This window comes from Spirosoma validum (assembly GCF_014699035.1).
Lineage (GTDB): Bacteria > Bacteroidota > Bacteroidia > Cytophagales > Spirosomataceae > Spirosoma > Spirosoma validum.
On sequence record NZ_JACXAA010000001.1, the window covers coordinates 1,060,311 to 1,075,250 of the forward strand.

At 45.6% G+C, this 14,940-nt stretch carries 13 protein-coding genes; 5 read left to right on the top strand and 8 right to left on the bottom strand.

The window, feature by feature from the left end:
- Nucleotides 1-73: 73 nt before the first annotated feature.
- Entirely contained in the window at nt 74-1,186 is a 1,113-nt protein-coding gene (gmd, locus tag IC230_RS04230) for a GDP-mannose 4,6-dehydratase (RefSeq protein WP_191037703.1), read from the bottom strand.
- An 83-nt stretch (nt 1,187-1,269) separates the two neighbouring features.
- Nucleotides 1,270-1,701: an SPOR domain-containing protein gene (locus IC230_RS04235; protein WP_317171756.1), complete on the bottom strand. Its 432-nt coding sequence runs from the start codon at nt 1,699-1,701 to the stop codon at nt 1,270-1,272.
- A 284-nt stretch (nt 1,702-1,985) separates the two neighbouring features.
- Between IC230_RS04235 and murB the strand changes: the two genes are divergently transcribed.
- On the top strand, nt 1,986-3,011 hold the full coding sequence (gene murB, locus IC230_RS04240) for a UDP-N-acetylmuramate dehydrogenase (RefSeq protein ID WP_191037705.1): 1,026 nt from the start codon (nt 1,986-1,988) through the stop codon (nt 3,009-3,011).
- A 69-nt stretch (nt 3,012-3,080) separates the two neighbouring features.
- Here the strand turns inward: murB and IC230_RS04245 are convergent, their stop codons facing one another.
- Both IC230_RS04245 and IC230_RS04250 read right to left on the bottom strand, forming a co-directional pair.
- Complete coding sequence (locus IC230_RS04245; RefSeq protein ID WP_191037706.1) at nt 3,081-3,995, bottom strand: ROK family protein; 915 nt, start codon at nt 3,993-3,995, stop codon at nt 3,081-3,083.
- A 149-nt stretch (nt 3,996-4,144) separates the two neighbouring features.
- Nucleotides 4,145-4,819 carry an SDR family oxidoreductase gene (locus IC230_RS04250; RefSeq protein ID WP_191037707.1) on the bottom strand — a complete coding sequence of 225 codons (675 nt, stop codon included), beginning with the start codon at nt 4,817-4,819 and terminating at the stop codon, nt 4,145-4,147.
- Nucleotides 4,820-4,983: 164 nt separating this feature from the next.
- Here IC230_RS04250 and IC230_RS04255 point away from each other — a divergent pair, with 164 nt between their 5' ends.
- Both IC230_RS04255 and IC230_RS04260 read left to right on the top strand, forming a co-directional pair.
- Nucleotides 4,984-5,715 (top strand): MlaE family ABC transporter permease, encoded by a 732-nt coding sequence (locus IC230_RS04255; RefSeq protein ID WP_191037708.1) that lies wholly within the window; start codon nt 4,984-4,986, stop codon nt 5,713-5,715.
- Between the two features lie 65 nt (nt 5,716-5,780).
- Nucleotides 5,781-6,527, top strand: a complete 747-nt coding sequence (locus IC230_RS04260) for an ABC transporter ATP-binding protein (protein ID WP_191037709.1) — start codon at nt 5,781-5,783, stop codon at nt 6,525-6,527.
- On the opposite strand, the gene IC230_RS04265 is transcribed toward IC230_RS04260, so the two are convergent.
- The 4 genes from IC230_RS04265 to IC230_RS04275 form a co-directional block, all read right to left on the bottom strand.
- A complete protein-coding gene (locus IC230_RS04265) occupies nt 6,505-8,136 on the bottom strand; it encodes a hypothetical protein (protein WP_191037710.1) in 1,632 nt (543 codons plus the stop codon). The genes IC230_RS04260 and IC230_RS04265 overlap by 23 nt on opposite strands.
- A gap of 72 nt (nt 8,137-8,208) precedes the next feature.
- Nucleotides 8,209-9,777, bottom strand: a complete 1,569-nt coding sequence (locus IC230_RS04270; RefSeq protein WP_317171757.1) for a helix-hairpin-helix domain-containing protein — start codon at nt 9,775-9,777, stop codon at nt 8,209-8,211.
- A 69-nt stretch (nt 9,778-9,846) separates the two neighbouring features.
- Nucleotides 9,847-10,302: a ComEA family DNA-binding protein gene (locus IC230_RS34575; protein WP_317171758.1), complete on the bottom strand. Its 456-nt coding sequence runs from the start codon at nt 10,300-10,302 to the stop codon at nt 9,847-9,849.
- A 171-nt stretch (nt 10,303-10,473) separates the two neighbouring features.
- Nucleotides 10,474-11,808, bottom strand: a complete 1,335-nt coding sequence (locus IC230_RS04275) for a hypothetical protein (RefSeq protein WP_191037711.1) — start codon at nt 11,806-11,808, stop codon at nt 10,474-10,476.
- Between the two features lie 197 nt (nt 11,809-12,005).
- Between IC230_RS04275 and IC230_RS04280 the strand changes: the two genes are divergently transcribed.
- Together IC230_RS04280 and porZ are read left to right on the top strand one after the other, a co-directional pair.
- On the top strand, nt 12,006-12,635 hold the full coding sequence (locus IC230_RS04280; RefSeq protein ID WP_191037712.1) for a thymidine kinase: 630 nt from the start codon (nt 12,006-12,008) through the stop codon (nt 12,633-12,635).
- Entirely contained in the window at nt 12,632-14,929 is a 2,298-nt protein-coding gene (porZ, locus tag IC230_RS04285) for a type IX secretion system anionic LPS delivery protein PorZ (protein ID WP_191037713.1), read from the top strand. The genes IC230_RS04280 and porZ overlap by 4 nt, the downstream gene beginning before the upstream one ends.
- Nucleotides 14,930-14,940 lie beyond the last annotated feature (11 nt).

Below are 14,940 nucleotides of genomic sequence, written 5' to 3' on the forward strand. Positions count from 1 at the left end.
GAAAAGGCCCGCCAAAAACTTGGCGGGCCTTTTCATTTATCAAACCGAATTACTTGTTAAACCGTGTCCATTTCTACTCATAATAATTTAACACCTGATGACCACTCTTTACCAACAGTTGGTCACGCCGGAAGAGATCGATATCGGCCGTCATCATATCTTTTACCAGAGCAGCCAGATCGTATTTTGGCTGCCAGTTTAATTGAGTCATCGCTTTAGTCGGATCGCCAAGTAAGAGATCCACTTCTGTTGGACGATAATACCTAGGATCGACACATACTACTGTTTTCCCAACTTCAACCGGGAAGTCTGGGTTCGTTGAACTTGACACAATACCAACTTCCGAAGAGCCTTCACCAGAAAACTCAAGCTCAACGCCGATTTCAGCAAAAGCCATTCTCACGAAATCCCGAATACTTGTCGTTACACCTGTTGCAATGACAAAATCTTCAGGTTTTTCCTGCTGTAGAATCAGGTACATTGCTTCAACGTAGTCTTTAGCATGTCCCCAATCACGTAATGAGTCAATATTTCCAAGATATACTTTATCCTGCAAACCTAAACCGATTCGAGCGGCAGCACGGGTGATTTTACGTGTAACGAACGTTTCACCACGTAAAGGTGATTCATGGTTGAATAGAATCCCATTACAGGCGTACATGTTATAAGCTTCACGGTAATTGACTGTAATCCAGTAGCCGTATAATTTGGCAACAGCGTAAGGCGAACGTGGATAGAATGGGGTCGTTTCGGACTGAGCATGCCCCTGAACACCACCATACAATTCTGACGTCGAAGCTTGATAAATCCGGGTTTTTTCAGTCAAGCCTAGCAAACGAACAGCTTCCAGAATACGTAGCGTGCCAATACCATCAACCTGAGCCGTATATTCAGGCTCTTCAAAACTTACCCGTACATGCGACATAGCGCCGAGGTTGTAGATCTCGTCAGGCTGTACTTCTTGTATAATTCTAATAATATTAGTCGAGTCGGAAAGATCGCCATAATGAAGCTTGAAGTGCACATCTTTTTCATGTGGATCTTCATACATATTATCAATCCGTTGCGTGTTAAAAAGGGAGCTCCGGCGTTTTATACCATGTACTTCATAACCTTTTCCTAATAGTAGTTCAGCCAGATAGGCCCCATCTTGTCCGGTTATTCCGGTAATCAGCGCTTTCTTCATAATGTGCTAACTTGGTCAATACCAAGACATCAAATTGTATAAAACTTATTCAAATGTAAGGTCTGACGACCAATTTATATAATTTATTTTATTAACAGGCTTCGTCTAATATCAACTTTATCGGGCTGTAATTGCGCTGATGAAATCAATCGGCGAATCGAGGTGTAATATCGTTCGGCATCCATTCGGCGCATGAAATCACCAACTTTAAGTTTATACGTTGGCTGATTATAGCTTAAGTAAGGACTTAGTTCCGGAAAATTCTGGTAGATTAATAGTTTGGCAGCATCGACTTCCTGACGTTGATTTCCGACATAAATCTGGACGCGATAGCCGGGAGCATACCGTATAGATCGATTTTGGGTGGCAATGGTATCAAGCACTAAGTCGAGTCGTCGGTTAACGTGCATGGCCTCAACAGGCGCATTCACTTTACGCGTTTCATTTTTACGAGGTGCCGTTGTAGAGGGTTTTGCTGGTGTATTAGAAGCATTAGATTTGCTGGTAGTAGCCATATTGGCCGATGTAGCATTATATACCGGTCTTACTAAAGATAAATCTTCAGTATAGCTGTTGTAATCTACTACTGTCCGACTTGATACAATTGGTTTGTTGCTAGCACATCCGGTCATTATCATCAAGCCTAATACAAAAAATTTAGCTAAGTCTACACGCATGTTTGTTGTTCACCAAGACACAAAAATAACCTTTTTGTCATTTTATTAAGTCAATCTAGTGAAATCGAACACGATGCAGGACTGGATTTTGGTTAATTTTGAGCATTCACTGCGCACAATACATGCTGAATATACAAAGCTACGTATCGCTTAAACCATATAATACATTTAGGATTGGTGCCACCACACGGTATTGGGTTGATATTAATCACGAAGAGGACCTTCAAACGCTTTTACAGTTAACTGAATTTGCTGATTCACCAAAACTGATTCTTGGCGGAGGAAGTAATATTTTACTTTGCCAAAACTTCGATGGCTTAGTCATCAAAATGAATATCCAGGGAATCGAAATGCTTCGAGAAGACGATTCCCATATTTATTTAAAAGCTGGTGCGGGAGTTAACTGGCATGAATTAGTCCAGTTCTGCGTGCAACAAGGCTACGCAGGAATGGAAAATCTTTCGCTCATACCCGGTACGGTTGGCGCTGCTCCTATGCAGAATATTGGGGCTTATGGTGTAGAGCTAGAACAGGTGTTTGAGTCACTTACCGCTATGCATATCGTTACGGGTGAAAAGCAGACATTCAACCACAGCGATTGCGCCTTTGGCTATCGGGAAAGTATTTTTAAGCGAGAATTGAAAGGGCAATACATTATCACCAGCGTTACGTTTCAGTTAGATAAACACCCTACGTTTCATACGCGCTACGGAGCCATTCAGGAAACCCTTTCTGAAATGGGCATAACAGACAGCAATTTGTCCATTAAATCGATTAGTGAGGCCGTTATTCGTATACGACGTAGTAAACTCCCCGATCCCGCTCAGATTGGAAATGCAGGAAGTTTTTTCAAAAACCCAGAGATTTCAAAAGATCAATTCGAAGCAATTCAAAACCAATACCCGACTTTACCCGGTTATCCTATTGGTGATAACATCGTAAAAGTTCCGGCAGGATGGCTGATTGAACAGGCTGGCTGGAAAGGGTACCGCTCTGGCGACGCGGGCGTTCATGCAAAACAAGCGTTGGTTTTAGTGAACTATGGCAACGCTACTGGCAACGAGATTATAGATCTTGCCAAGCAAATACAAGAATCAGTACTTGCGAAATTCGGGATATCTATATCTCCAGAGGTGAATGTGATATAAAAGGGGAAAAGGAAAATCAGCAGTTGAGTATGTATCAACTGCTGATTTTCCTTTTCCCCTTTATACATTTTACTCAAAACAGAGTGAAGCAGCTCCTAACAAGCCCGCGTCGTTTCCTAACGTAGCGCGTTTAATATTCAGGCCATTTTTGTAGTAATCATTTAGCCAATAATCCAGTGTTTTTTCAACAGCTGGCAATATATAATCAAACGAGGCTGATAGTCCACCACCAATCAACACCTGCTTAATATCAAGGATTTTAATAAGGGCTGCCAAACCTTCGCCTAGTATTTCCCCAACTTCAGTCCAAATTTTTATCGCCAGTTCATCCCCTTCAGCAGCAGCGGCTACCAGGCCCGTTGTCGATATATTTCCATCGGCGGGCAGATGAGTTTCTCCTTTGTATTCACTGCGCCGTTCATTGGCCAGATCCAGCAGTTCTTTCTTACCGATGTTGCGCTCCAGCACCCGGCCATTTCGCGAAGGAATGTGGCCTGGTTCCATAGCATTCCCATCACCGCCTGTAAATATTTTTTTGTTGATAATTGCGGCTCCACCTACACCTGTACCCAGCGTAATGAAAATGTAGTTTTCCGTAATTTTTTCTTCCGCAAAATAATACTCCCCCAAAGCAGCTGCGTTAGCATCGTTTTCCAGAAAAAATTGTGTTCCGGGGAAACGTGTCGTCAACTGTTCTACCATAGGTATACCGTTGATTTCGGGAATGGCAGTGATTTCGAGCGGAACAGTACGTTCCCGATTTAGCATGCCCGGCAGACCGATACCGACCTGTTTAACGTCTTTGTTAGCAAGTAGTTGTAAGGCAACAGCGTCGCCAAATCGCTCGATGAAATGTCCCGATTGCCGCCAGCTGATGGTATCGTGACTATAAAAATTGGAGATTTTACCGGTATTGGCATCGACAATGCCCATTTTGACGTTCGTGCCGCCTACGTCAATACCCAGATACTCAACGGAAGCCATTCGTTAGCAATAATTAGTTATCAATGAAATAGTTGTCAGGTCAGGAACGGATGAAGTAGGCCGCAAGATACAAAAAAGTCGTTATGGGGCGGCATTAGCCATCCGATGCCCCGTCGAACAGCCCTTATAAATCATTCGTTATTTTTCCATTAGATGTCGCCCAATTGTGGTCGAATGAGAATTTCTTCCATAACGGCACTCTTGGAAAGAGAATAAGCAGCCCAGGCGCTAGCTGCTACGTCATCAGCTTTCATAAATCGCTCTTCGGGCAAATCAGTACCTTCCCAACTGCCTGTCAACGTAGCGCCGGGTAGCAATGCCGTTACTTTTACACCGTGCGGCTTCAATTCCTCACGCAAAACGCGGCTCATGCCCAGCAACGCAAATTTAGAGATACAATACGATCCACCATTCGTGTAGGCTGTGATGCTAGCGGTTGAGCACATCATAAAAATATGCCCTTTACGGCGGGCAATCATATCGCCAACTAATCCACGGGTTAGATGATAGGCACTCGCTACGTTTGTATTCATCACCTGTTCAAATGTCCCCTCGGCTTCATTGTGAATCTGACCGGGCAGAAATATACCGGTATTGTTAACCAGCACATCAACGGGCCGTTTCAGTGACTGAACGTAATCAAGCAAGTGTATAACACCATCGCGTGTTGAAAGGTCTGCAACAACGGGTAAGAGACCATCGCTTTGTATGCCCTCTATCGAACGGGCACAGACAACGGCCTCGAAACCCTCTGCTATAAATCGGTCTGCTATAGCTCGCCCAATGCCTTTTGTACCCCCCGTGACGACAATTAATGGTTTCATGTGAAGCTTTTCTAGTTTTAAACCTTAAAAAATTTGCACTCGAGATAAGGTTTAATTTGTGGCACAAGTTACGTCAGAAACCATTCTATCTTTACCGGGGTTCTCCCGAGTAGAGAATACCGACCTGACTAAAGCAAAGTCGGTTTGTTCCACTACACGCTTCTATGTCACGATTAGGTAGTTATTTGATTTTTCTGGGCACCCTCTTTCGTAATCGGGAGAAAATCGGTGTCTATCTGAAGCTTATTCTGAACGAGTGTACGTCGATAGGCGTCGGCTCTATTTTTATCGTAGCGCTCGTTAATACGTTCATTGGCGCCGTCACCTGCGTACAGACGGCTTATAATCTGACCAACCCCTTTGTTCCAAAAAATATAATCGCGCTCATTGTGCGTGATAGTTCTATTCTTGAATTAGCTCCTACGCTATCGTGTATCGTTCTGGCAGGTAAGGTAGGCTCTAATATTGCGAGTGAACTAGGTACGATGCGAATTACTGAGCAGATCGATGCGCTGGAAGTGATGGGGATCAATTCGAGTTCCTACCTGGTATTACCTAAGGTGATTGCTTCGGTTCTGATGTTTCCGCTGCTGGTGATTATGGCTGGCTTTCTGTCTATTCTGGGCGGTTACATTGCCGGAACGCTAGCCGGAGTCATCTCTCCCGAGGAGTACGTATCGGGCCTCCGCGTCGATTACAAGCCATTTGGTGTTGTGTTCGCGCTCATTAAAACGGTCGTATTTGCGTTTCTGATCTCAACAATTTCGGCGTATCGGGGCTATAACGTCAGTGGTGGAGCCTTAGAAGTAGGAGCAGCGTCGACGGCCGCCGTTACCAACAGTTGCGTCGCTATTGTAGCCGCTGACTTCATTCTGACGCAATTATTACTCACGTAACGAACGCAGGCGCGGAACTGGCACGTGAGTCATTCGTTCAGTCCTTCGCTCTTTCGATTTTTACAATGATTGAAATTAAAAATATAGAAAAAACATTCGGAGATCGACAAGTGCTGGCGGGCATCAGTGGATCGTTCAAGCCGGGCGACACAAGCCTGATTATCGGTGGCAGTGGTACGGGCAAGAGTGTATTACTGAAGTGCATGATCGGCCTGATCAAACCTGATTTGGGCGAGGTTCTTTATGACGGACGCGACTTTTTGACGACGGACCTGAACGAGCAGAAAACCATTCGTCGCGAAATGGGGGTTTTGTTTCAGGGGTCAGCCTTATTCGATTCAAAGACAGTGCTGGAAAACGTTCGGTTTCCGCTCGACATGCTGACAGACCAGCCAGAGAGCGAAAAAGTAGACCGGGCTCAGGAGTGCTTACGTCGCGTAGGGCTCGAGAATGCTGCCGACCGGATGCCATCGGAAATCAGTGGAGGAATGAAGAAACGGGTTGGTATTGCCCGCGCCATTGTCTTGAATCCCAAGTATTTATTTTGCGATGAGCCAAACTCTGGCCTTGACCCCTTAACCTCCATTAAGATTGATCAGCTCATTTCTGAAATCACAGATGAGTATCAGATTACAACCGTCGTTATTACGCACGATATGAACTCAATGATGGAGATCGGCGAGAAAATCATGTTTCTCTACCAGGGCAAAAAGCTGTGGGAAGGCACAAGTGCTACGTTAACCCATTCAGGCGTAGACGAATTAAACGAGTTTATTAACGCCAATAAGCTTATTCGAGAGATGGAGAAATGATCCTTTGTGTACTTTTTGCTTTATCTTCTGACGACAAATCGGACAATTGTCCGGCTGATGGATTGAATTTATAAATTGTGTAATCTCCTATGGATTTAATGGGACGATAATTGCCCAGATAAACGGGTGGCGATAAGGGGGCGTCTGTTTCTCCATTTCTACTGATCACAAATTGAACGCGACCATCCTGTGCAGCTCGATCAAGGTCGGTATAATCAAACGATCGCAATGGATATGCCGATCCAATCATTAAATCCTGCTGGGGCACAATACAGTGACGAAACAAAAATGCATTCAAATAGCTGCTATTATACAGGGTGCTATATACTAAGCCATTATTATGTTTTGTTAACTCGTTCTTAACGTACTGCGCCACCGCCTGCTCTTGTTGATACTGAGTCATATCAACCGGCTTATTGAACGATCGCTCCCAATTAAAATTCATAGCATTAACTGGTACAACCCAAATAACTGCCAGCAGTAAGGCCAGGCGGCCTACATTCGCCCAATCAGACAATTTGCTTCGAAATAGCCTAATAGTATCGGCAATCAATAAAAAGGATAAACCGGTAAATTCTGTGAAATAATTTAAGGCCGAACCCCACTTTAAACCGGTTGCCATTGCAAACAGAAATAAGCCTAAAACCGACAATCCAATAAACTGGCGAGCTCCTTGTTCAAATATACTATAGCGAATACTAATGGCCAGACTTGGTATAACCAACCACGCGAAAGGACGTAAGTAGTGGTCGACCAGGTTATGCTTAAAGTTAGCTAGATCAATTCCGTTGCTTACACCCTGAATCACATTAGCGTATATAAGTGTAGCGTCTTGCCAAAAGAGGCTATAATAGAGCAACCCTATAAATAATGCGTACCAGCCTAGAAAAGGGAAAATCTGACGGGAAATTGGGCTAACGAAGATGAGATAACCGCCGATAATAATCGGCAGGCAAAGGCCAGACTGTTTAGAAAATAAAGCTAGAGCAGCCAAACAAGCCGTTAGAGCTGCGCCATAGACCAGCGATTTAGCGGAATCAGAACTGATCCAGCCTAATACCGCCCATAGAGTCCAGATAACGAGTGCATTGTATAAACTATCTGGCCTGCCATACGATTGGGGAGGTAGCAGTATAAAAGCCAGAAGACCAACTAGTATGGCAACTGAGGTAGTTAATTGTAAACGCCGGGCAAGCCAGACAATTCCCCAGACATAGAATACATTAGCAACCAGTGAAATGCATCTACCAACGGCATAGACGTCATATACATCATCAGCGGTAAGCCCAACAAGCCGAGATACACCTACGGTCAAATAGTAATAGATTGGACTATACTGCGTGATCGCATACGGCGCTTGTTCAGGGTTTTGGTAAAGAGGGAATCCCGCAAGCATACGTAGTACACTATAAATTACGTTGCTCTCAACACCGCCAATATCAGGATTAACCAAGAAAATTACTTTACTACGAACATATAAAGTAACTAAACTAAAAATCCCGACACTACACCAGATAATTAAATAGGCATTTTTAGTAATTATTTGATATAAAATACGTAAATATTTAACCATTTCGCCGTGATCATATAGTATAAAGAGGATAAACAAATATAAAATAAATTTATCTCCTGTATCGGCTTAGATACGTTGAGTTATTATTCGGTATTGTGGCAAATTGGTTTAGAATTTCCAACGAGTCTGTACCTTTACCTCTGTCTTGTGCGGAGCAGTTATTTGATCAAGATCTGAGCCGACAGTAGCCTGATTCGTCAGATCTGTGCGCGCCCAACGCACCCAAATTGCCAGATGACGACTTGGACTGTACTGCATCAATAGATAGTGACGAATGCCTTGGTTGAAGTAAGCTGGGAACGAAAACGCATAAAGTACGTCCCGTTCGTAAACGTACTGACGGCTGTCGTAATCGTCGGTGCCGAATAAGGCGACTCGTCCGCTTAGACTTAACCGGCGGTAATCGAACGTAGCATCCTGAACAAGCGCAAATCCACGTGAAGGCGTTTGACCGGCATACGCAAATGCTCCCCACTGAGCCCGCGAACGTAGTGAAAGCGATCGTGTTAGTTTATAGTCAGCGTTAAGCGCAAAACTTCGGCGCGTTGTTCCAACTACATCCTTTACTTTCCCAATCGTTAGGTTTTTCTGTTTGTGTTCTTCGTGATAAACTGCATAGAACGCCGTTTGCCGGTTAGGCGTATACCGTGCCTGAAGTAGGTAATCGAATCCACGTGAGGGTTTATCGACCAAATATTTTAACCAGGGGAAGTTGACATAGTCAACGAAACCACCTAAAGTCAACTTACGATAAACGGTATATTTTAAACCGATATAGGTTCCCGATTCATTAATCGTTCGTGTTCCCTCGCTGAACCCATTACTGTAAAAACTATGAAAATTACGATCATAATGGCGACCTACCAGCGCTAGATCAAGCTTTTTCGTCAGGCTGACTAACGCACCAACCACAGCTCCTACCCCGCCCGAATTGGTTTCTGAGCCATTACTCCTGGCTACTTCTCCAAACAAATTCCAGTTACGCCAGACATAACCACCGTGGATACCGATAACCAGGTTATGTTGACCTGTAAACTCATACTGGTTATACGCCTGATCACGCTTGCGAAAGAACGTATCATACGTAGTGTTCAGAACCGTCAACCCGAGTTGTAGCTGGCGACGAGTATGATAAAGTAAGTGCGCGCCAAAATTGGTTTCCAGCAAACTACCTCGATCATCTAATTCTGATAAGGTACGATGCAAACCAGATGTTTGCAGCGATGTAGCAATACGAGTACCTGTGCTATCGGTTGCACTGTTTGCATCTCGTCGGTTATGAGCACCCCATAGCGTTAAATCCAGAGTCGGGCATAGAGCATACGTAGCGGTTGCACCCCGAAAATAGCCATATTCCGTGAGTGAGGTATAAGGGCGGGCACCTAACATTGGCCGTCGGACAGTCTGTACGGTTTCAGCACTTTTACCCAACACAAATCCCGCCGATACTATTAACCCCTGCCCGATCTGTAACTGATAATCGCCCAGTATAATATTCCGCCATTTGCCCCGATTCTGTAGTTGAGCGTGGAAGGAAATATAGTCAGCCCCATATCGACGGCTCGACGGCTGCCAGACCAATTGTTCACCAGGGTCTTTCTCTATGGTTAATCCAAAACTGAAAGCACGGGGGCGACTATATCGGTAGCGGGCATACCACTGTCCGGAATTGCCCAAATAGCGAGTCGGAAGGTTGCCCTTTTTATCAGGTATTGCTTCAGAAAAGCCTTTTTGCTGCTCCAGCACCTACTCATAACGCACGATCAGATAGTTATCCGTCGGTGTTGGTAAGGTCCCAAACAAACCCGACGCTCCTCCTACTGTAACAAAGGGTAATAGTCTACGAATTGTCGGTAAGTCAAAATCGGGTACAGCCTGAAGTTCATAAATGGACAATAGATCGCCAACTTCAGCCCGATACGTAGCTAAACTGCTTAGTTGGCGTTCCGACAATAGATACGTAGCCGCTAACTCATCCCGCGTAGCACGATTGAGATCGAGTGGATTCGCATAAAGTTGGGCTAACGCATCGTACACAGACTCGTAGTCAATCCCTTCGGTTTGTACCGGAAACAAGTCTTGTATAGACCGGCTGATATCAGCGGCCCGATCAGTAGATCGGCCTAATGAAGCGTCTGTCTGGGAAAAGGCGGGAAAAATAGCTAGCCACCCAATCAGAGTCAGGGGGTAAATGGTACGCAATAGTCTCTTCGTTCAAGTGATACAGCTTTGGACGTTGTTCCGCCCAAAACGATACATTCAACGAAGAAACAGACACATAAAAAGACACTTGTGCTTTCAGTACCGTAGTATGAGGTAAGTCGTATTAGTCAATACACTGCCTCGTTAAACCTCTGGTTAAAACTGGATTGCTTATGCAAATCGCCGTTTCAGAATTTCGACTAACTCACTGACTTCATCGCTATCCATATCCCACAGATACTGTGAAGCATACTGATCAGAGATTAAATCGAGTGCTTCGCCATAGCTCTGCAACGTATCAATCTCTTCAACGGCTTGGTTATAAGCGCTTGCATTTCCGTTAAATAACTGATTGATAAACCGAAACTTCTGATTCAGCGAAATACTACGGGCAATACTCTCAATGGGCGCTCGGTGGAATGTTTCTGCAACGGTAGTAACCTGACTGTCTGGAGACTCAGCAGACGCCGTTTCCCGCAACGTATCATTCAACGTGGTAACTGGCTCAACAGAAGTGATTTGTTGAGTTGACTCAGACACGGTAGGCTGCGAAATAGCACCGGTCGGTAACTGCGATGGCTGGCTGATCGGCGCAACGGGTTCCGGCCCCGGTTCTCCACTCAAAAACTTAGGCCCACTCGACGCCGACATATCGGCGGTTTCGGGTTTCGGATGGTCCGAGATTTCTTGAAGGGCTTCGCGTACTTCCTCTTTAGACGTACTCGTTTCTACTATTGGCTCTGGCTGCGGAGGAATAGCAGGCTTACCGGTATCGGGCGTAGCTTCAGCCGGAACCAGGGGAGCTGGTGGAACAGCCGGTTCGGCAACTGTATCAAAAAACGATCGTGTTGGCGCAGTCGGTATACTGTCTGGAACGTGACTCCGCAGTAAAGCCGATACGTCCATTGGTAATTTTTCCGAAAACAGGGCTACGTATTTATCGTAATGTTCTAACTCATGACCCCGCTGAGCCAGCGCTTCATCCAGATAACCAATGGCCTGATTGGCATAGACAAACGGCTTATCTTTAGTACGTTGGGTTATGTGAGCCGGAATAAACTGATTGATTTTTGTGAAACGCGTGATCTGCTTCAGAGCAGCAGCTGTCAGCATAAACTCGGGCTGACTCCGTAGAATTTCATCGAAATATGCCCGAGGATCAAAAATCATGATAATCGTCCGGCGCGTAGCATCCGCTAACAAGGGTTCGAGATGTTCACGCCGAACCGAAATATGCTGCGACACTACGTTCATGAAATGTTGCAGAGCTTCCTGGACGTCGGCGTGAGCAAAATCAAAATAATGGCTACGAAACTTCTCTGCGTCCGCTTTCCACTTGTCTGATAAGCTACTAATAACCAACAGATTTATCTGAGTAATCGGTGTCAGCGACAGAATTTGTTCTCCGTTGATAGTAGCATGCTGCTGATAGAAATCAGTAGCAACCCGACGGGCGTATGACTTGCTATATTCGGTAAGCGCGTTGGCATTAAACTTGTTCGACATCAGGAAAAGCCTTTGTTTTGTATAACAGGACCTTCATTTCGAACCTTTCTAGGATTCTAAGGAAAAGTCTTCGTAAAGATAAAGTTTTCGATCGCAAACCTCTTTTGGCTAATCGATAAATCAAAAAACAAGGCACGATAACGCGGCCTTCTAATTCGTTTCTATCAATTACCGGCCTTTACAACGACCGACATCCGATGTTTATTGAACCCAACCGCCGACGCGAACCGCCCCATCTCCGCACTGGCTGGATCGAAGTAATCTGCGGCTCGATGTTCTCGGGCAAAACCGAAGAATTAATTCGTCGTCTTAATCGGGCACGTATTGCCAAGCTCAATGTTCAGATTTTCAAGCCTGCGTTAGATACCCGCTATCACGAAGAAAATATTGTTTCGCACTCTGCCCTTACCATTCGGTCAACACCCGTGCAGTCAGCCGATCAGATTCCTGATCTGGCTGGTAATTGCGACGTAGTGGGTATCGACGAAGCGCAATTTTTTGATAAAGACATTACGAATGTTTGCAATATACTAGCCAATCAGGGCCAGCGAGTCATAGTAGCTGGCCTGGATATGGATTTCTCCGGGAAACCATTTGGCTGTATGCCCCAGCTTATGAGTATTGCTGAATACGTAACAAAAGTCCATGCGATTTGTGTTGTTTGTGGCGACATTGCCCACTATTCATATCGGCTGGTTCCTTCCCAATCACGAGTTTTACTGGGCGAGACTGACAGCTATGAAGCCCGTTGCCGACGCTGTTTTCATCTCGGTGACCACGCGGGTCCGAAAGAATGGGCTTATGAAGACGTTAAGAATGAGGAATGAGGAATTGTATAAAACATATACAGGAATACTGGTGGCGAACTAGAAAATCGCCTAAGGCTTTTTGGCATTCGTTCTTCCTGGTTTGTTTATCATTCAGCATTCAGCATTCAGCATTCGCCCAAATTGGCATCTGGCAATCACATGTCAGCTACCAATCGGGCCAGTCAGTGGCTGTAGTCGGGAGTAAAGTGTATGCAGCTACACGTAATGGTTTTTTCTACTACGATAAGGCGACGAATGAAACGGTTACGCTTGGAAAAGCCTCGGGATTAAGTGACATTGGCATTAGTCGACTGCTCTATCTCTCTGACCAGAAGCGATTACTCATTGCTTATCAGAACGGCAACCTGGATTTTCTAACGATATCGACCTCCGATGAACCCGGTACGATCAAAAATCTCAACATTATCCGCTCAACGTCAACGCTCCCTTCTTCCCGCGGTATCAATCATCTGAATCGCATTGGCAACAATGCTTATCTCAGTACTGACTTTGGCCTGGTTGTACTGGATGTTGTGAAAGATGAGATTCGGGATACGTATTTCAGCGTACGTCCCGACGGCACTCCATTAGCGATCTATCAAACGACTGTAACGGCTGATAGTCTGTATGCGCTAACGGCCCCGCTACGTTCAACTGACACGGGCAAGCAATTACGAGCGGTGCGTTTTGCCTCAAACGTCAACATCGTAGATCCAGCCAACTGGCGAACCGTGGACGTACCAGGCTTACAAACCGAGTCGATCAGTACCAATCAGGGACGATTATCGGCTACGGTGAATGGGCAAGGCGTTTATGAACGACAAACTGGAAAATGGAATTTAGTCCAGTCGCTAATCAGTACAGTTATTCGGCAATTCCCAACCTCAACGGGTTTGATCACCGCCACAAATCAATCAATTACTTTACCGGGGGCCAGTACATTTACCGGTCCTTTGCTAACTAATCCGCGTGAAGTCGTAGCTGATGCCAATACGGTATGGGTTGCCGACACGCAGAACGGCTTGTTGTTAGGTAATGCGGGTACGTTTCAACGTATTGCGCCCGATGGCCCGACGCAGGATCGCTTTGCCAGTTTATATGCTTATGCACAAAACCTTATAGCCTTGCCGAGCGGTCCACAGGAGGCCACAGCTAGTGTATCACCTTTTGAACTGCTTTCCGTGCCTGATCAGCGCTGGATTAGCCGTCCCGTTTCAGGCACAATGCTTAGTTTTAACTCAGCAGTCTATTTACCGGCCGAACAAAAACTTTATTTCAGCAGCTTTGGCAGTGGTCTCTGGAGTCAAAGCGAAGGTCAGGCCCCCAGCGTTGTTACGCTACCGGGTACGATTGGCAATTATATAACGAGCCTGGCCACTGACATTGAGGGTAATCTGTGGATGGCTACGTCCAGCGTAAATTTTCAGCGGGCTTTACTGCACGTTCGTCGGCCAGATGGCCAGTTTCAGTCCTTTTCGGCGATCAACACGGTTGATATTCGTCAGATTATTCCGGATGAATATGGCTTTTTGTGGCTGCGGTTGGGCAATTCCACAGGCATCCTGGTTTTTGATCCACAAACTAATCGAAGTCGGTCTCTCGGCACAGGAAGTGGACAGGGCGGCTTATTGACCAATGACGTACGCGCTTTAATGAAGGATCGGAATGGAGCAATTTGGGTCGGAACGGCCTTGGGACCAATGGTTTTTGATAATCCTGCGGGTGCCTTCGACAATACTGTTGACGCGCAAACACCCTTAATTAATCGACGGCGGCTCCTGGCAAATGAAGTGATTACAGTTCTTGCCGTTGACGGCGGTAACCGAAAATGGATTGGCACCCAAAATGGACTCTACCACGTTTCCCCCGACGGTTCGCAACTGATCGATACGTTCACGGGCGATAACAGCCCATTACCGAGTAATCTTATTCAGGCATTAGCGATTGAGCCTGTCAGCGGTAACGTATTTATTCAGACCACCTCATCAGATGGCCCTAGGGGTATAATTTCCTATCGAGGTTCGGCAACAGAACCCACCGATGTACTTAGTAAACTGACAATTTTCCCCAATCCAGTTCGTCCGGATTTTGCGGGTACGGTTGGCATCAATGGCCTGACTGACAATGCAACGGTTAAAATTCTTGATGCTGGTGGTCAGTTGGTGTATGAAACGCGCTCGCAGGGCGGCACGGCAACCTGGAATTTGCGGGACTACCGGGGGCGCCAGGCACGAACAGGTATCTATTTAGTGGTTGTTGTTACGTCCGATGGATTAGAGGGATTAGCGGGTAAACTGGCGGTAGTACGATAAAAAGACAATTT